The organism is Apibacter adventoris (assembly GCF_002964965.1).
Lineage (GTDB): Bacteria > Bacteroidota > Bacteroidia > Flavobacteriales > Weeksellaceae > Apibacter > Apibacter adventoris.
On sequence record NZ_PSZN01000003.1, the window covers coordinates 50503 to 68444 of the forward strand.

Genomic DNA, 17942 nt, shown 5'->3' on the forward strand with positions numbered 1-17942 from the left:
ATTAAAAAAATATATAATTATGAAGAAAGTAGCATTAATCGGAGCCACAGGATTTGTTGGCTCAGAAATAGTAAAAGAGTTGTTAAATAGAGGTTTTGAAGTTACAGCTATTGCACGATCTGTTGATAAGATAAAGATAGAAAACAAACATTTAAACAAAATAAGTGTAGATATTTTTAATAAAGAAAAATTATCAAAGGCTTTGAAAGGTAACGATGCAGTAATAAGTGCATATAATCCAGGGTGGACAAATCCTGAAATATATGAAGAAACCATTAAAGGCTATCAGTCTATTATTGCAGCGGTAAAATTGGCTGGAATTAAAAGATTACAAGCTGTAGGAGGAGCCGGAAGCCTATGGGCATCTCCAAATAAAACAGTGATAGATAGTGGTGCGATACCTAAGGAAATTCTACCCGGAGTAAAAGCATTGGCTTTGGTTTTAAAAGAGCAATTTCTGCCGGAGAAAGAACTAGACTGGGTGTTTTTTTCTCCCGCAGGAGTTATAGAACCAGGAAAAAGGACTACTCATTATCGTTTAGGTTTAGATCACTTAATCACAGATGAGCAGGGAAATAGTAAAATTTCGGTACAAGACTATGCAAAAGCTATGGTAGATGAATTAGAGAATCCTCAACATCATCAACAAAGATTTACTATAGGCTACTAAATAAAAAAGGAGCTATTCGGCTCCTTTTTTATTATTAATTTTTGATTTTTCAAGAAAAAATTATATACCGTTTTTTTAATTAAGTTATGTTTCAAGATGATTTAATTTTTTCAAACTTTTAAAAATGAAATTCAATATAAATATTTAAAAAAGATTGTGATTTTATTATGAGTATATTCCTTACTAAATTTAAATAAAGTAAATAATTAAAGGTTGAAAAGTATAATTAATAGAAGGTTTTTTTGAAACAAATATTTACCTACGTATTTGTCCATTACCTTGTATTATCCATTTATATGTACATAATTCCTCCAATGCCATAGGTCCGCGAGCATGCATTTTTTGTGTACTTATGCCAATTTCAGCTCCCCAACCTAATTGGGATCCATCTGTAAAAGCTGTAGAGGCATTAATATAAACACAAGCTGCGTCTACCCGCCTTTCAAATAATTTAATGGCCTCCTTATTTTCACTAATAATAGCTTCACTATGGCGTGAACCGTATAGATTAATGTGATTAATAGCTTCATTTATAGATTCAACTGTTTTAATGGACATTTTATAATCTAAAAACTCTGTACCATAACTTTTAGAATTTACTTTTTTTAATAATTCATTAGGATATTGATTCAATAAATTTTCATAAGCAAGATCATCAGCATAAATCAGTACATTTTGTTTCATCAAATCTTTACACAAATAGGCAAGATCAGGTAAGCGATATTTGTCAATAATTAAACAATCCAAAGAATTACAAACACTAACTTTTCTAGTTTTAGCATTGGTAATAATATTTTTTCCTATTTCTTTATTTCCTTCTTGGTGGAAATAGGTATGGCAAACTCCTGCCCCGGTTTCAATAATAGGTATAAGTGAATTTTCACGTACAAAATTAATAAGTTCCTTACCTCCTCTAGGAATTATTAAATCAACATACTCTCGTGCAGTTAATAACTGCTCTGTAGCAGATCTGTCGTTAGGCAATAAAGTACATATATCAGGGTTTATGTTTTTTTCTTTTAATGTACTACGTATGATTTCGGAGATTATTGCATTGGAGTAAGCTGCTTCTGATCCCCCTTTCAGTATACAAGCATTACCGGACTTTAGGCATAAGGAAAAAACATCAAAACATACATTAGGGCGGGATTCAAATATAATACCGATGACACCGAAAGGAACCGAGATTTTAGAAAGTTGCAATCCATTATCCAGTTTTCTTTTAGCTATAATTTTACCGACCGGATAGGGCAGAGACTTAACCTTATGTAGGTCTGAAATGATATCTGTTATTCTTTGTTCATTTAAAAGTAAACGATCATATTTAGGAAGGATAGGGTCCATTTTCTCCAAATCTTTTTGATTTTCAGAGAGAATTTTTGTTATATTTTTTTCTGTTTTTTGAGCGATTAACTCAAGTAATTCATTTATTTTTTTTTCAGAAAGCAAGTTTAGCTCTGTTCCGGCATTTTTTGCTTGTTTAAATAGTTGTATATAACTTTTCATTTAATTACTTTCTAGATATAAATAATCATAGTGTATAATAGGTCTTTTATGACTTTTGCCTATTAACTCTTTAGCCATTGTACTGCTATACGAAGTACGTCCTATACCGATTTGTTTTCCATTTTCATCCTTAATTTGTACGATATCATCGGCTTCAAAATTTCCCGTTACCTTTACTATCCCAATAGGTAATAGGCTTACGGCAGTATCTCCCAGTAAAGCTTCACAGGCACCTTTATTTATATAAATAATTCCTTTAGTAAAATCATCAGAATGAGCAATCCACTTTTTTACGCATGAAATAGATTTAGTAGAGGGCACAAAGCGGGTTGCATTTACCTCTTGTTCCTTAACTATTTTTAAAAGTATATTTTCGGTTCGTCCATTAGCAATAATTACTTCTATTCCTTCTTCCGCTACCTTACGAGCAATGTTATATTTGGTTTTCATTCCTCCTCGTCCCATAGAAGATTTGGAAGTTTGTATATATTTTTCAATAGATTGTTTGTCTGTTTCTATTTCACGGATTAATAGAGATTCCGGTTTTTCAGGATCTCCGGTAAAAATACCGTCTATATTACTTAATAATATCAGTTTTTTACAATCCATCATGCTAGCAACCAGCCCCGAAAGTTCGTCATTATCAGTAAACATAAGTTCATTAACAGAAATTGTATCGTTTTCATTCACTATAGGAATAATTCCGCTCTCTAACATAATATTCATACAATTTCTTTGATTTAAGTAATGGCGACGGGTAGCGAAATCTTCCTTGGTGGTTAGAATTTGTCCACAGGTAATTCCTTGCTGGTGAAAAAGATCGCTGTAACGATTCATTAATTTTACCTGGCCTATAGCAGAGTAGAGTTGTCGTGCAGAAATGCTGTCCAATTTAATGGAAGGTGAAATTTCTGTTTTTCCCGAAGCTACCGCACCAGAAGATACTAATATGATTTCTATATTATTTTTATATAATTCGGAAATTTGATCTACTATATCAGACATTTGTGTAATGTCTAAAGAACCATCTTTTCGGGTAAGTATTTGACTTCCGATTTTTATAACAATTCTCATTTTCATAACAAAGCAATAAGATTGAAAAACAAAGTTAAAACTTTAATTTCATTTAATGTTTATTACTCATTAGGGATGATTTATTCTGAATAAATAAAAATGAGAAGGTAAAAGAATCCTTAGATATAATTTCTTCAAGGTTGTAGGAGCAGTATAAAATATTTATTTTTGCTTTCAAAAATATTTAAAATAATAAATAATGATAGATGTAATACCGTGTCCGAAGTGCTCTATGCAAAATACTTATTTTGACGGAACTTCTTATGTTTGCCCGGATTGTTTTTATGAATGGACATTAGAAGAAAAAGAAATTTCTGTTATTTCTAAAGACAGTAATGGCGCTGAACTGAAGGATGGAGATGCTGTAACCGTAATCAAAGATCTTAAAGTTAAGGGTTCTTCTATGGTAATTAAAAGAGGAACAAAAGTAAAAAGCATTCGGCTGACAAATAATCCTGAAGAAGTAGAATGTAAAATAGATGGTTCAGGAATAGTTTTAAAAACCTGCTTTCTTAAAAAATAAGCAATTAATTAGTTGAGAAAAGTCTAAACAATTTTTACAATTAAGAAATTTTTATTATTAAAAACAAAGATTTAAGAAAACCCAAAAAGGTATCTTTTTATTAAAAGATACCTTTTTGGGTTTTATATCTTTACTTATTAAAATTATTCCAATTTTTCTATGAATATTGTTACTCCGGATTCTACTGAAGGTATAGGAGGGTTTAATTTATCTATTTGGTCATCTTTCAAACCTTGAATGGCTTTTTCTTGATCATCAATTTTACCATTTACGTTAAGGGTAATTCTATATACTTCCTGTGTTTGGTGAAGAACAAGTAAAACTGAACCTATGTCTCTAAGTCCTGAGTTTAAATCTGGGTAAGTTCTACCGCCTGAAGAATAATTAGGCATGCCACTACCACCCCAAGATTCATCTGCTAATTTATACCAATTTCCGTCCTTATAAGCAGGTATTTTGCCCCATAATTGAAGATTTTGTCCTCCACCACCGGCTTTTTCATATTTGATGGTGACATGTGTGTTAACTAGAGGTCTGAATTCAATATAACTATCTTGAGCTGTAGATACATGCGTTCCATTGTATCGTACAGTAATATTCCCTATAGTAGTTACAGATCGAGCGGGAGTTTTTTCATTAATAGGAGAGGTATATTTTCGTGCATACATCACAGGTTTAATTTCGTTAAGGTCTCCTAAGCTATCTGTACAGGTTTTATCTAAGAAAGAGAGTTCAAATTTTGAAGGTTTAGGAGAAGATATATCAGGTTTTCCGGTGACCGTATAATAAATATTTCCATTTCCGTAATTTAACTTTCCGGGTTGTAGAACATAGGTAAGTCCATTTACTTTTTTAGGTTGACCGGCTTTAAATCTGCCTCCGTTACCCATGGTGTAAGGAAGGGTTATGGTCCCATTGTATTCTTGGTCCTTTATATATTTAGGAGGGGTTAGGTAAGCATTACCACATTGTAATGAATCAATTTTAGGGGCTGTTCCGGAGCTATTATCCAGTAATCTCCATTCATTATCATTCCAAAAATAAAATCCAGGTACTGATAATCCTGCTTTTTCTCCAGTATTATACACTATCAGGCTTTTAGCAGGGTTAGGTATTGTAATAGTATCATAAATAGATTTTAAAGCTACTTTCGGAAATAATACTCCTTTTTTTTTGCCAGATAAATGATTTACGTTAATGTCTAATATGGCAGAAGAATCTGTAGACACAGAACCTATGTTTATCTGTGAAAAAATATAATTATAAAATATAATTATAAAGAGAAAGAAAAATTTTTTTTTCATTTTTACTTTGTTAAGTTTTTAAAAGAATTATTTTTATTTTGTTAAAAAAAATGATCTAATTGTGTTTTATTATCTAGTTATATCTAAAAAAAATTACTAAGTTAATCCAGCTTTTCTATAAATATAGTAACCCCTGAAGGGACATCTTCATCTAGTATGTTTCCTCTGGCTATATTTCCGTTTACATTAAGTGTGACTCTGTATATTTCTTGAGTATTGTGAAATATAATTATAACCGTACCTAAATCCCTTAAACCGGAATTTAAGTCGGGATATGCACCTGAAGAATAAGGTGGATAAACTGCAGGATTAGTCCAAGAATCATCAGCTAATTTATACCATAAATCTTTAGCTTCAACTTTATGTGTTTCTTCATTTAGCTTGTAAAATTTTGATTTAGCAGCTATTTTTCCCCATAGTTCAAGATTTTGTCCTCCGGCACCTGCTTTGTCGTATTTAATAGTAACGTAGGTATCTACTAAAGGATGGAATTCAATAAAACTATCATGCCCTGAAGATATTTTCGTAGCATTATATCTAACTTGTATATTTCCTATTGTTGTTACAGAACGAAGTGTAGTGCCTTCCTTTACAACAACTTCATTATTTTTATTATTAATTATTACTTTATCGGCATTAATAGTATCAGTATATTTTCGTGCATATTGGATAGATTTAATTTCGTTAAGATCTCCTAAGGTAGCTTTGCAGGATTTATCTAAAAAATTCAGTTCAAATAAAGAACCTTCAGGTGATGATACAGTAGGAGTTCCGGTAACTGTGTAAAAAAGATTTCCATTTCCATAATTTAACTCACCTCCTTGCAATACATAAGTAAGTCCATTTACAGTTTTAGATACACCGGAAAAATATTTTCCTCCATTTCCCATGGTATAGGGCAGAGTAATAGTACCAAAATAAGTTTTCCCCTTCTCATATCTGGGAGGAGTAAGCATAGCACTTCCACATTGTAATGTGTTGATAGAGGGGTTAATTCCGGAGCTACTGTCAAGAAGTCTCCATTCGGTTCCGTTCCAAAAATAAAAACCGGGTGTAGAAAAATTTTTATTTTTTCCTGTATTATAAATTACCAAACCTATGGCGGGATTAGGAATAGTCGTTTTATCGTCGATAGATAATAAAGTCACATTAGGAAATAAAACTCCTTTTTTGGGATTAATTTGTTCTACGTTAATGTCTAATGCGGAAGAAGGATCAGGGTTTTTAGTACCTATCCCTACCTGAGAAAAGACAAAATAGGAAAAGGATAATAAAGTTAATAAGAATAATTTTTTTTTCATTATTTTATTTTTTTTCATTATAGTATTAAGGAAATAATTGGTTAAAAAAAAGAAAAAGCATATATTAATTGTAAGATCAATAAAAGTTTAAATATGCTTCTTAAATGCTATTACTCTAATTTTTCAATGAAAAACGTAACTCCTGACTTAATTGCAGGAATTCTATTATAAGCCGGAATAGCATCGTTTATATTTACACTGACTCTATAAACTTCCTGTGTTGTATTGTTTTGAAAAGTAATTAAAACCGTGCCTATATCTCTGTTTAAAGCACTTAAATCCGGAAAAGAACCAGATGTAGAAGAAGGAACTCCCCATCCCCAATTCCAAACACCATCCGTTACTGTTTTATACCAAGTACCATCATTACTTGCAGGTATTGTTCCATATATTTCAAGATTTTGTCCTCCATACCCAACTTTATCATATTTAAGAGTAACATGGGTCGGAATTAAAGGTCTGAACTCTATAAAACCATTTATTGTAGGATCCGTACCATTATATCTTACTTCTAAATTTCCGATTTTTGTCACAGAATTTTCAGGTGTAAATATATCAATAGGGGAAGTATTTTTACGGGCAAAATTAACCGTTTTAATTTCATTTAGGGTTCCTAAGGTAACCTCACAGGACTTATCTAAAAATTTAAGGGTAAATTTTGTACCAGTAGGAGAAGATACTGATGGGGATCCGGTTACCGTATAAGAAAGTGTTCCATTTCCAAAATTTAATGTTCCAGGTTGCAGTCCATAACTTAAACCGTTTTCTTCTAAGATACCATTATTAGTATATTTTCCTCCATTTCCCATAATATAGGGAAGGGTAATAGTTCCTGAATATTTTTGACCCGCAATATATCTAGGAGGGGTAAGCATAGCATTTTCACATTGAAGGGAATTTACGGAAGGTTCTATGGCTGTACTACTGTCAAGGAGCCTCCATTCAGTTCCGTCCCAGTAATAAAAACTTCGAGTCGTAAATCCGGGATTTTCCCCTGTATTAAAGACGATCAATCCGACAGTAGGTTTTGGGATAGTAACAATATCTGTACTTGAAGTTAGTGCCACTCTGGGAAACAGAACGCCTTTTTTTTGAGATGTTTGATCTGCGTTAATGTCTAGTATAGCAGAAGGATCGGGTTTGTCTGTGCCGATACCTATTTGAGAAAAGATCAAATTGTAAGATGATAATAAGCTAACTAAGAATAATTTTTTTTTCATTTTTAATTTATTAAATATTTAAAATATTTTTTAGCCCATATGACAAAATAAAAGAACTAATAGATTTTTTTATTTTTTTTATTCATTAAAATAATACAAATTTAATTTATTTTTATATTAAAACAATTATTTTTTTTAAAAATAATAATGGTGAAAATATATTGTATTTTATAATATTTAAAAATAAATGTTGTTGAGGATTTTTTTCATATATACTTGCTTTTGCAATGGAATTTGGAAATATCACATTTGTAATCTATCATAAAATAATTTAGAAATAATTCATGGAGAGTTTTTAAATACATTCAATAATATTGAAATTGAATTTATATTTTCAGACTATTAGTGAATACTATTTATATTTATGGTGTAATGTATGTTTCTATTTTTATAATTAGTATGTAAATAGAGTATTTTTTGTATTAATACTATGTTATTAAATGAAAATGCATTAAAAATAAGATAAAAATAAAATAATTTTAGTTGTTTCCTGTTTAATATCGATTAATATCAATTAGTATTTATAAAAAATTATATTTTATTAAAAAAAATGTAAAATATGTATTGATTATTTTCTTAATAAACATAATTCTATAGGTATAATGTTTGATGAATAAGGTATATTTTTTTATAGTATATACTTTTCGTATTTTTGTTATTGGTTTTTTGAAAAAAGAACAGGATTATATAAATTATGAGTCAAGAATTTATACACATTTATGGAGCCAGGGAACATAATCTTAAAGATATTTATATAAATATTCCCAGAAATCAATTAGTAGTCATAACAGGACTCAGCGGAAGCGGAAAATCATCTTTAGCATTCGATACCATTTTTGCAGAAGGACAACGCAGGTATATAGAAACATTTTCAGCATATGCCCGTCAGTTTTTAGGAACATTAGAACGCCCAGATGTGGATAAGATTGATGGACTATCGCCGGTTATAGCCATAGAACAAAAAACCACTTCTAAAAATCCTCGTTCAACAGTGGGCACCATTACGGAATTATATGATTTTTTTCGATTACTATATGCCCGTGCTTCCGACGCATATTCCTATAATACAGGTGAGAAAATGGTTACATATTCGGAAGATCAAATTATTGAACTGATATATCAGGAATATAAAGACGAGAAAGTCTTACTTCTTGCACCGTTAGTAAGATCTCGTAAAGGTCATTATAGAGAACTATTTTCCAGTTTAGCTAAAAAAGGCTTTCTACAGGTCAGGATAGATGGTGAATTGTTGGATATAGAAAGAGACATGAAGTTAGATAGATATAAAACGCATGATATTGATGTAGTAATTGATAAGTTGATCATCGATAATTCAGACCAAAAACAAAGAGTACTTTCATCTATACGTTTAGCTATGCAATATGGAGAGGGCACTATTATGTTATTAAAGCAAAGTGAAACAGACGGAAGATATTATAGCCGGAATTTGATGTGTCCTTCCACAGGGATTTCCTATCAAATACCAGAACCAAACACTTTTTCTTTTAATTCGCCAAAGGGAGCATGTGAAACTTGTAGTGGTTTAGGACGAATTAAAGAAATAGAGTTATCTAAGCTGATTCCTAATCCTAAACTTTCTTTTAGTAAAAATGTAATGCCTGTGTTGGAAGAGCTGAAATATACAGACTGGTTATTTTCACAGATAGAAATGATTCTGAAAAAAAATGGGTTTGATAAAAAAACTCCCTGGGAAAAATTGTCTTCTCTAGCTCAACATGAAATCTTATATGGAGTAGAAGAAAAATTAACTGTAGATCTAGATTATGCAAAAATTAAAAAAACCTATAAAATTAGTTTTGAAGGTGTTTTTGCTTATTTAAATAAATTGAGAGAAGAGGGAGAAGACGGGGAAATAAATCGGTTTAAAACTCAAGTTTTTGAAGATAAAGTATGTCCAGAATGTAAGGGAGCCCGATTGAAGAAAGAAAGTTTATTTTTTAGACTTGATAACAAGAATATATATGAAGTATCGAAACTGTCCTTGTTAGAATTAAAAAACTGGATAGAAGAATTGCCAGATAAGTTGAGTAAAAGTCAAAATATAATAGCCAAGGAACTATTACAGGAAATTACTAAAAGACTTAGTTTTCTCTTGGATGTAGGGTTAGAATATTTGAGTTTACATAGACCCTCTCAAACACTTTCGGGAGGAGAGTCTCAAAGAATTCGATTAGCCACTCAAATAGGATCTCAATTAGTAAATGTGCTATATATTTTAGATGAACCTAGTATAGGACTTCACCAAAGGGACAATGTTAAGCTGATAAAATCACTGAAAAAACTCAGAGATCTGGGAAATTCTGTATTGGTTGTAGAGCATGATAAGGATATGATCCTCAATTCCGATTATGTGGTAGATATGGGGCCTTATGCGGGAAAACGAGGAGGAAAAATAGTTTGGCAGGGACCTCCTGAAAATTTAAAAAAAGCAAACACTTTAACCTCTAAATATATCAATGGATATTTAGAAATTTCTATTCCCCAGAAACGAAGGGAAGGTAATGGTCATTTTCTTACTTTGAGTGGATGTACAGGAAATAATTTAAAAAATGTAAATTTTAGAATACCTTTAGGAGTTTTAGTTTGTATCACCGGAGTATCAGGAAGTGGTAAATCCTCATTAATAACCAATACATTATACCCTATTCTTAATAAACATTTTTTCAGAGCAGAAAAAGAACCACTTCCTTATAAAAAAATTGAAGGTTTAGAATATCTGGATAAAATTGTGGATGTAGATCAGTCGCCTATAGGCAGAACTCCCAGATCTAATCCTGCCACTTACACTGGAGTTTTTACAGAAATACGGAATTTATTTACACAGTTACCGGAATCTAAAATAAGAGGATATAAATTGGGGAGATTTTCTTTTAATGTTAAAGGAGGAAGGTGTGAAGTTTGTCAGGGATCAGGATTAAAATTGATAGAAATGAATTTTCTTCCGGATGTTTATGTTCCTTGCGAAACTTGTCACGGAAAAAGATTCAATAGAGAAACTTTAGAAGTCAGATACAAAGGAAAGTCTATTTCTGATGTTTTGGATATGACAATTGATGAAGCAGTAGAATTTTTCCGACCTATACCTAAAATTTATAGTAAAATAAAAACTTTACAGGAAGTAGGACTAGGGTATATTACTTTAGGCCAACAATCTACGACTCTTTCGGGAGGGGAAGCTCAAAGAGTAAAACTAGCCACAGAGCTTAGCAAAAAACAAACAGGAAATACCATTTATATTTTAGATGAACCTACAACCGGTTTGCATTTTGAAGATATTAGGGTATTGATGGAAGTAATTAATCGTTTAGTAGAATTAGGAAATTCTGTAATTATTATTGAGCATAATTTAGATGTTATTAAAACAGCGGATTATATAGTAGATATTGGATTAGAAGGAGGGGATATGGGAGGAAAAATCATTGTACAAGGAACTCCTGAAGAAGTTGTGAAAAATAAAATAAGTTTTACGGCTAAATATCTAAAAGATGAGTTATAAATTATAAGTATATATTTATATGAGCAATGAAAATAATTTTTGTTTTAATTAATGTTAAGTTCAGTAAATATATTTCATGCTCAGCTTATAAATAGAGAAGATATTAAAAGAAGGAGTTCAGATAGATATTTATCTTTTTTAAATTTATAAGATTATTAAATTCCGAAAGTTATAAAAAAACGATAAATAGGTAAGAAGGATCTTAAAAATGATCCGGTTAATTTAGTATCATTTCTTAGATTGATGAATCGTTAAAAAACTTTAAAAATTACATTTGCATGAATGTAATTCAAATACCTACCTTTACAAAAAATATAAAAAATGATTGTACACGATTTTAGTCGTACCCATTCCATATTAAATCATTTTGTTGCAGAACTTAGAGATGTAGAAATTCAAAAAGACAGAATGCGTTTTAGGAAAAATTTAGAAAGAATAGGGGAAATTTTAGGATATGAGTTGAGTAAAACGTTAGATTATTGTATAACAGAAGTAAATTCTCCATTAGGAGTTAAACCTACAGAACTTTTAAAACAACAACCTGTTTTGTGTACAATTTTACGTGCAGGGTTACCTTTACATCAAGGAATGATGAACTTTTTTGATAAGGCAGAAACTACTTTTGTTTCAGCATTTAGACATCATCCTAACGGTGAGAAAGAATTTGAGATAGTGGTGGAATATCTTGCCACTCCTTCTTTAGAAAATAAAACTTTAATAATATCAGACCCTATGCTGGCAACTGGTGAATCTTTAGCAAATGTATATGAAGTTTTATTAAGTGAAGGAAAGCCAAAAAAAGTACATATAGTTGCAGCTATTGGTTCAAAACCCGGATTAGATTATATTTCAACTAAATTACCTGAAAATACTGAATTGTGGATAGCTTCTGTAGATGATATACTAGACAATCATAAATATATTGTTCCGGGCTTAGGGGATGCAGGCGATTTAGCATTCGGGAAAAAATTGTCCAAATAAAATTCAAGTTTTAAATTATATTAAACTTAAGAATTATTATATAAATATTTTATATTGTTTTATAAAATTTATATATTTATTATTGATTATTATTGTGTTGAAAGTAAATTTTTGATAAGATTCTTTAATTTTTTTATATAATTCACTTTTAGTATTAAGGATTTTTTATGTGAAAAGTGAAATGGGAAAAATAATATTATTGAAGTTTTAATCTAAAAAAACAGTTATAATTAAAAAAATAACAAGAGTAAATATAATAAATTGTACTTATTCTTGTTATTTTTTTGTTAATTAAATTTTTATTCTTAAAAAAACTTTATTTTTTAGAATATTCATTTTCATAGTGGCATATACGTTCTACCTTTGGAGCAGATCCTCCTCCGCTAAATTCTGAATCTAACCAAGTATTTAATAAGCTTTTGGCTAATTCATGTCCAATAACTCGTTCACCAAAACAGATGATTTGTGCATTGTTACTTTTTCTTGCTCTCTCAGCAGAAAATGGATCGTGACAAACTGCTGCTCTAACTCCTGGGATTTTATTAGCTGTAATTGCCATTCCGATTCCTGTACCACAAGTTAATACTGCTCTTTCAAATTCTCCGTTAGCTACTGCTTTTGCTACACTTGCAGCTACATCTGGATATAGAACAGTTTCACCCTTTTCTGCACCAAAATCTTTTACTTCATAACCAAGTTTTTCTAAATGGTCTTTTAATACTACTTTTAGTGCATATGCTGCTTCATCGCATCCGATTGCTATTTTTTTATTATTCATGATAATTGGTATGTTTTAAAATTAAAAAATATAGGTATTTTCGTTTACACAAATTTAATTACTAAATCAAAATTAAACAATATAATTTCGAACTATTTTTAATGATAATTAACAGTTTTTTTATTAATTTATTATTTATGTTGTTGATATTTAGTTTGTTGTTATTTTTTTTGAGATGGTTTTATGTTTCGAAATCGAAATATTTTAAGTGTTTTTAATCAGTTATTTATTTTAATAAACTTCTATTGCTTATTCTATAAAATTTATTTATACTATGGGAAAAAAGAATAAAATTAAGAGATAATAAATAATAATTAATGAAATTATTATAAATTATTTTTATTATTTCACGAATAGAGTAACATTTTTAAGATAAAACACAATCTTATAAAAAAATATTTTAAGAATTTTTAATCAAAAAATAAGTGTTAATATTAATCTAAATAAAATTAATGATTTTTAAGAAATTTAGGAGAGTTATAAATTCTAACCAAAAGAAAATTATAATATTTTACTCTTTGTATTTAAATTGTTGGCTGATTATAAAAGCTTCACTCCAGCATGCCTGAAAATTAAAACCTCCGGTTATAGCATCTATATTTAACACTTCACCGGCAAAATATAATCCGGAAATCAGTTTAGATTGCATGGTTCTAAAATCTATTTCTTTCAAATCAACTCCTCCAGCTGTTACAAATTCTTCTTTATAAGTACTTTTTCCATCAATAAGTAATTGTGTGTGAGTTATAATTTCAGCTATTCTATTGATATCTTTTTTTCCTAGATCTGCTAATAATTTATTGGATATTCCTACATGATCTAAGAGATTTAACCAAAATCGTTGTGTTATGTTATAAATTTTTAGAGTAGAAATATTTTTTTTAGGATGTACTTGTTTAATTTTATATAGACTTTCTTTGACCGTATCAAATTTTTCAGAGATCCAATTAATATTTATAGAGAAAGTATAATTAAGATTAGCAATTTCTCGAGCTCCCCATGCAGAAAGTCTGAGTATTGCAGGGCCGCTGAGACCCCAATGGGTAATAAGAATCGGACCAGTTTCCTTTATTTTTAATTGAGGAATAGAAACTTCTGCATTTAGAAAAGAAATTCCTTGTAAATTTTGGATTAAAGAATTTTTACAATTAAAAGTGAATAAGCTTGGTACGGGTGGAATAATTTTATGACCTAGTTTTTCAATGATTTTCCACATTTTTTGGGAACTTCCAGTACATATAACTACCGAGTCTGCACAATATGAATTTTGATTTGTTTGAATATTAAATTTATTTTCATTTTTAGTGATTTGCGTTACTTGGGTGTCATAAGATATATTTATTTGATTGGACGAGGTTTCATTAAGTAATGTTTCTATAATAGTTTGAGAAGAATTAGTTTCTGGAAAAATTCTATTATCAGATTCTATTTTTATATTGGTATTTTTATTTTTAAACCATTCAATAGTATCTAATGGTTGAAATTGATGAAAAACACTCAAAAGTTCTTTAGTCCCTCTGGGATAAAATTTAGTTAATTCTTTTGGAACAAAACAAGCATTTGAAAGATTACATCTTCCGCCCCCAGAAATTTTTAATTTTTGAAGTGGTTTTTTTGCCTGTTCTATTATTAGCACATTCCAATTACAATATTTTAGGTTTGAGGCTAAAAAGAATCCAGCAGCACCTCCACCTATTATGATAAGCTGCTTCATCTCTTATTTAGGTTTAAGATTTTTTAAATAATCTTTTTATTCTTGAAATTAATGAATTATCGTAGATTTCATCTTCTTCAAAATAGCCATAACCATAACCATAACCATATCCGTAACCATAACCGTACTCTCTCGAACTCATGTAATCGTTGAAAATTATACCTATGTGATTGACTTCTCCCTCATTATACTTTTCATTAATTCCTTTAAGTAATTGTTTATATGTGTAATTACATCTGGTAATATATAATCTGGCATCTGAAAATCTCATAAGGTCATAAGCATCTATTACCAACCCAACGGGAGGAGAATCAATAATAACAAAGTCATATAATTCTCTTAATTTTTTTATAAGTTCTTCATTTTCATCGCTAATCAATAATTCCCCAGGATTAGGTGGAATTGGACCAGCTGGTATTATATCTAAATTTTCATATTCAGTCTTCTTAATTATTTCTTCCAAAGTATTGATTCCTGATAGATAACCAGATAACCCAACTTTATTACTAATTTTAAAATCATCAAAAATCCTAGGTTTACGTAAATCCATTCCTACCAATACAGTTTTTTTTCCGCTTAAGGCAATAACTGATGCTAAGTTTATTGCTATAAATGTCTTTCCCTCTCCTCCAATAGATGATGTAATAAGAAAAACTTTACCCCCTATTACTTCTTTTTCATTAAATAAGAATCTCAAATTTGAACGAATAGCTCTAAAACTTTCTGATATACTGGATTTGGGTCTATTAAATACGACAAGGTTATTTTCCACATTTTTACTTCCTATAGTTCCTATTATAGGTATTTTTGTAATATTCTTTAAATCAGAAAATAATTTTATTTTATTATCTAATAATTCTATTAAAAATAGAGCTAAAAAAGGAATGAAAAGAAAAATACTTGTATATGTAATTTGATTTTTTTTGATATTAGGGGTAATAGGTCCTTGACCGGTATTTTTAGCTTTATCTAAAATATTAATATCAGAAACTGTAGTGGCTTTCCTCATTTCTGCCTCTGAAAGCTTGTCTAATAGTGTATTATATATTCCATCATTTAGTAAGTAGCCTCTTTGAGCATTAACATATAATTGTTCTTTTTCAGGAAGAGTTTCTATTTCGAGTTCTAAGTTATTTATTTGCTTATTAATGTTATCCATATTATTCAATAGGTCTTTAGAAGAGCTATTTAACATGGAAGAAATTTTTGATTTAGCATTATTTAATCTATAATTTATTTCTTTTATAGGTTCTGAATTAGGTCTATATAAAAATAATTTTTCTCTTTTTTCTTCCTCAAGACTATGTATTTGCTGTAGAGTAGTATTAAATTCAGGATTAGTAATTCCTGCTAACGAAAAATCAATAACATCTTTATTGTTATATACAGAGTTTTTTAATTGTGATAATGCATTTATCTTAGTTTTAAGTTCTTCTTTTTGTTGATCTAAAGTTTGTATTTTAGATAAAACTAAATTAGTAGAACTTTCTGATTTTGAGAAAATTTTATTTTCAAGTTGTACTTTTTGAAAGACAGCTGAGGCACTATCAAGTTTTTTCTTTGTAATAATAATTTGATTTTTTATAAATAGAATTGTATTTTGATTAACTAGATTTTTATCTTTTAATCGAGTTTTCATCAATTCTTCAATAGATTTGTTTAAAAAATTAATTGTTCCATTTAAACTTAATCCTTTTTTAGAAACAATCATTATTGAAGATAAATCAGAATCAAAATCAACACTTGTGGAAGCTAAAATTTTATTAACAGCATTGTTTATTGTAGAAAGATAAAAATAAAATTCAAAATTATGCATAGACATATTTCCAATATATTCTGGATTAGATACTATTTTAAATTTTAAATTATTTGTTTTTACCCATGTATTTAAAGAAACTATTAATTGTTTTTTGTATGTATCTTTTCTATTGATATACTCCTCTTTTGGATAATAAAAACATTGTTCATTTACTTCTTCTGGAAATGTTAATTCAAATTTATTTTTAGAAAGATATTTAATTTTCACATGAGAGTTTAGACTTTGTGCATAGCTTGTGTCTATTACTACTTTAAAAGGAATATCAACATAGTCAATTTCAGTGGTTTTAATATTTCCTTTCAGATAATAATTTATATATAAATTTAAAGATTTAACTAGATTTTCATTATGGGTACGGGAAGTCAATATTTTTTTATAAAAAATCCCTTGAGTACCACCGTTATTTCCTCCCCAAATAAAATTTATTGATTGGCTGGGAGCTAATACATTAGAAGTACTAGAAGATATACTTACAGAAACTGAGGTTTGATAGAACCTATCAGAAAATCTGTTTATTATAAATGCTATGAGCCATCCAATAATAAAAAATATGATAAACCAGTACCAATTTTTTAACAAACGTTTGATAAATCTTTCGATACTAAAGAAATTATTCTCAAGAATTTCTGAAGCTTTACTTTTTTGATTGACAGACTGATTATTGTCTATATTGTTTTTGTTATTATTTTGCTGATTCATTATAAACTTTTAAAGAACACATATGTTGCAATTGCCTGCATTCCTAAAGACAGAAATTGAGTTGCATCTCCAAGAGTTGTACCCCCACCGAGTCCGGATATTTTCTCTTTTAAAGGATCTATAATTACTTGATCTCCTGATTGAAGATAAAAATATGGGGAATTTAGAATATCATCACGTGTTATATCTAAAGTAATATTTTTTTTACCTTCTGGATATTCTCTAATTATTCGTATATGTCTTCTGTCAGCAAATCTTGTTAAATCCCCAGATTTTGCAATAGCTTGCAGTAAATCAACTCTGTTACTTTGTTCAATTTTTTCACCAGGGCTAGATACTTCCCCAACCATATAATATTTTATAGAACCAATATTCATCCTTACTTCAGCTTTTCCTTCATTATATAATACTTGGTTTAATTTTGCTTGTACTAAATCTGTAACTTCACTTAAAGTAAGTCCATAAACATAAAATTCACCCAATCCATATATAGTTATATATCCGTTAGGGTCGACTATTAGACCTCCTGTTCTTAATCTGCCATCATTTGGATTAGTTCCACCTTTAAAATAAGTAGTATTTTCATTAGTTAGAAATTTTGCAGCATTTTCATCAGAAGTAATAAGAGTCATTGTAAGGATATCATCTTTTTTTATCCTATATTTTTCATAAGCTACAGGAATTAATCCATATTGGTTTAATTGTAAATTTTCACTTGGTTGAAGGTATTTTAATTTTTTAACTCCTATACAAGAACTAAGCAAGATTGAATTTAATATAATAAATATAAATATTTTTATCTTCATAGTGAGAATGATAATAGTTGGCAAAAATAG

Annotated in this window: 13 protein-coding genes; 4 read left to right on the forward strand and 9 right to left on the reverse strand. The window is 29.3% G+C overall.

Annotated features, from left to right (window positions below; genetic code table 11):
• Positions 1-19 precede the first annotated feature (19 nt).
• Entirely contained in the window at positions 20-670 is a 651-nt protein-coding gene (locus C4S76_RS02010; protein ID WP_105192181.1) for an NAD(P)-dependent oxidoreductase, read from the forward strand.
• A 255-nt stretch (positions 671-925) separates the two neighbouring features.
• On the opposite strand, the gene C4S76_RS02015 is transcribed toward C4S76_RS02010, so the two are convergent.
• Together C4S76_RS02015 and proB are read right to left on the reverse strand one after the other, a co-directional pair.
• Positions 926-2176: a glutamate-5-semialdehyde dehydrogenase gene (locus C4S76_RS02015; protein WP_105192183.1), complete on the reverse strand. Its 1251-nt coding sequence runs from the start codon at positions 2174-2176 to the stop codon at positions 926-928.
• Positions 2177-3250, reverse strand: a complete 1074-nt coding sequence (gene proB / locus C4S76_RS02020; RefSeq protein ID WP_221404967.1) for a glutamate 5-kinase — start codon at positions 3248-3250, stop codon at positions 2177-2179. It abuts the gene before it with no gap.
• Positions 3251-3449: 199 nt separating this feature from the next.
• Here proB and C4S76_RS02025 point away from each other — a divergent pair, with 199 nt between their 5' ends.
• Positions 3450-3773 carry a zinc ribbon domain-containing protein YjdM gene (locus C4S76_RS02025; RefSeq protein ID WP_105192187.1) on the forward strand — a complete coding sequence of 108 codons (324 nt, stop codon included), beginning with the start codon at positions 3450-3452 and terminating at the stop codon, positions 3771-3773.
• 143 nt (positions 3774-3916) lie between these two features.
• On the opposite strand, the gene C4S76_RS02030 is transcribed toward C4S76_RS02025, so the two are convergent.
• The 3 genes from C4S76_RS02030 to C4S76_RS02040 form a co-directional block, all read right to left on the reverse strand.
• Positions 3917-5077, reverse strand: a complete 1161-nt coding sequence (locus tag C4S76_RS02030) for a hypothetical protein (RefSeq protein ID WP_105192188.1) — start codon at positions 5075-5077, stop codon at positions 3917-3919.
• Between the two features lie 101 nt (positions 5078-5178).
• Positions 5179-6378, reverse strand: coding sequence for a hypothetical protein (locus tag C4S76_RS02035; protein ID WP_146105663.1), 1200 nt, complete (start codon positions 6376-6378; stop codon positions 5179-5181).
• A 110-nt stretch (positions 6379-6488) separates the two neighbouring features.
• Positions 6489-7598: a hypothetical protein gene (locus C4S76_RS02040; RefSeq protein WP_105192192.1), complete on the reverse strand. Its 1110-nt coding sequence runs from the start codon at positions 7596-7598 to the stop codon at positions 6489-6491.
• Between the two features lie 694 nt (positions 7599-8292).
• Here C4S76_RS02040 and uvrA point away from each other — a divergent pair.
• Positions 8293-11115 (forward strand): excinuclease ABC subunit UvrA, encoded by a 2823-nt coding sequence (uvrA, locus tag C4S76_RS02045; protein WP_105192194.1) that lies wholly within the window; start codon positions 8293-8295, stop codon positions 11113-11115.
• 321 nt (positions 11116-11436) lie between these two features.
• A complete protein-coding gene (gene upp, locus C4S76_RS02050) occupies positions 11437-12096 on the forward strand; it encodes a uracil phosphoribosyltransferase (RefSeq protein ID WP_105192196.1) in 660 nt (219 codons plus the stop codon).
• Between the two features lie 316 nt (positions 12097-12412).
• Here the strand turns inward: upp and rpiB are convergent, their stop codons facing one another.
• From rpiB to C4S76_RS02070, 4 genes are all read right to left on the reverse strand, one after another.
• Complete coding sequence (gene rpiB / locus C4S76_RS02055; RefSeq protein ID WP_105192198.1) at positions 12413-12874, reverse strand: ribose 5-phosphate isomerase B; 462 nt, start codon at positions 12872-12874, stop codon at positions 12413-12415.
• Between the two features lie 511 nt (positions 12875-13385).
• Positions 13386-14588, reverse strand: a complete 1203-nt coding sequence (locus tag C4S76_RS02060; RefSeq protein ID WP_105192200.1) for a BaiN/RdsA family NAD(P)/FAD-dependent oxidoreductase — start codon at positions 14586-14588, stop codon at positions 13386-13388.
• A gap of 13 nt (positions 14589-14601) precedes the next feature.
• Positions 14602-17106, reverse strand: a complete 2505-nt coding sequence (locus tag C4S76_RS02065; protein ID WP_105192201.1) for an exopolysaccharide transport family protein — start codon at positions 17104-17106, stop codon at positions 14602-14604.
• On the reverse strand, positions 17106-17912 hold the full coding sequence (locus C4S76_RS02070; protein WP_105192203.1) for a polysaccharide biosynthesis/export family protein: 807 nt from the start codon (positions 17910-17912) through the stop codon (positions 17106-17108). The genes C4S76_RS02065 and C4S76_RS02070 overlap by 1 nt, the downstream gene beginning before the upstream one ends.
• Between the last annotated feature and the right edge of the window lie 30 nt (positions 17913-17942).

Bases quoted from the DNA above. Each gene is read 5' to 3' on its own strand.
- C4S76_RS02010 (WP_105192181.1), top strand. From the start codon at position 20: ATGAAGAAAGTAGCATTAATCGGAGCCACAGGATTTGTTGGCTCAGAA.
- C4S76_RS02040 (WP_105192192.1), bottom strand. From the start codon at position 7,598: ATGAAAAAAAAATTATTCTTAGTTAGCTTATTATCATCTTACAATTTG.
- proB (WP_221404967.1), bottom strand. From the start codon at position 3,250: ATGAGAATTGTTATAAAAATCGGAAGTCAAATACTTACCCGAAAAGAT.
- upp (WP_105192196.1), top strand. From the start codon at position 11,437: ATGATTGTACACGATTTTAGTCGTACCCATTCCATATTAAATCATTTT.
- C4S76_RS02015 (WP_105192183.1), bottom strand. From the start codon at position 2,176: ATGAAAAGTTATATACAACTATTTAAACAAGCAAAAAATGCCGGAACA.
- C4S76_RS02025 (WP_105192187.1), top strand. From the start codon at position 3,450: ATGATAGATGTAATACCGTGTCCGAAGTGCTCTATGCAAAATACTTAT.
- uvrA (WP_105192194.1), top strand. From the start codon at position 8,293: ATGAGTCAAGAATTTATACACATTTATGGAGCCAGGGAACATAATCTT.
- C4S76_RS02060 (WP_105192200.1), bottom strand. From the start codon at position 14,588: ATGAAGCAGCTTATCATAATAGGTGGAGGTGCTGCTGGATTCTTTTTA.
- rpiB (WP_105192198.1), bottom strand. From the start codon at position 12,874: ATGAATAATAAAAAAATAGCAATCGGATGCGATGAAGCAGCATATGCA.
- C4S76_RS02035 (WP_146105663.1), bottom strand. From the start codon at position 6,378: ATGAAAAAAAAATTATTCTTATTAACTTTATTATCCTTTTCCTATTTT.
- C4S76_RS02030 (WP_105192188.1), bottom strand. From the start codon at position 5,077: ATGAAAAAAAAATTTTTCTTTCTCTTTATAATTATATTTTATAATTAT.
- C4S76_RS02065 (WP_105192201.1), bottom strand. From the start codon at position 17,106: ATGAATCAGCAAAATAATAACAAAAACAATATAGACAATAATCAGTCT.
- C4S76_RS02070 (WP_105192203.1), bottom strand. From the start codon at position 17,912: ATGAAGATAAAAATATTTATATTTATTATATTAAATTCAATCTTGCTT.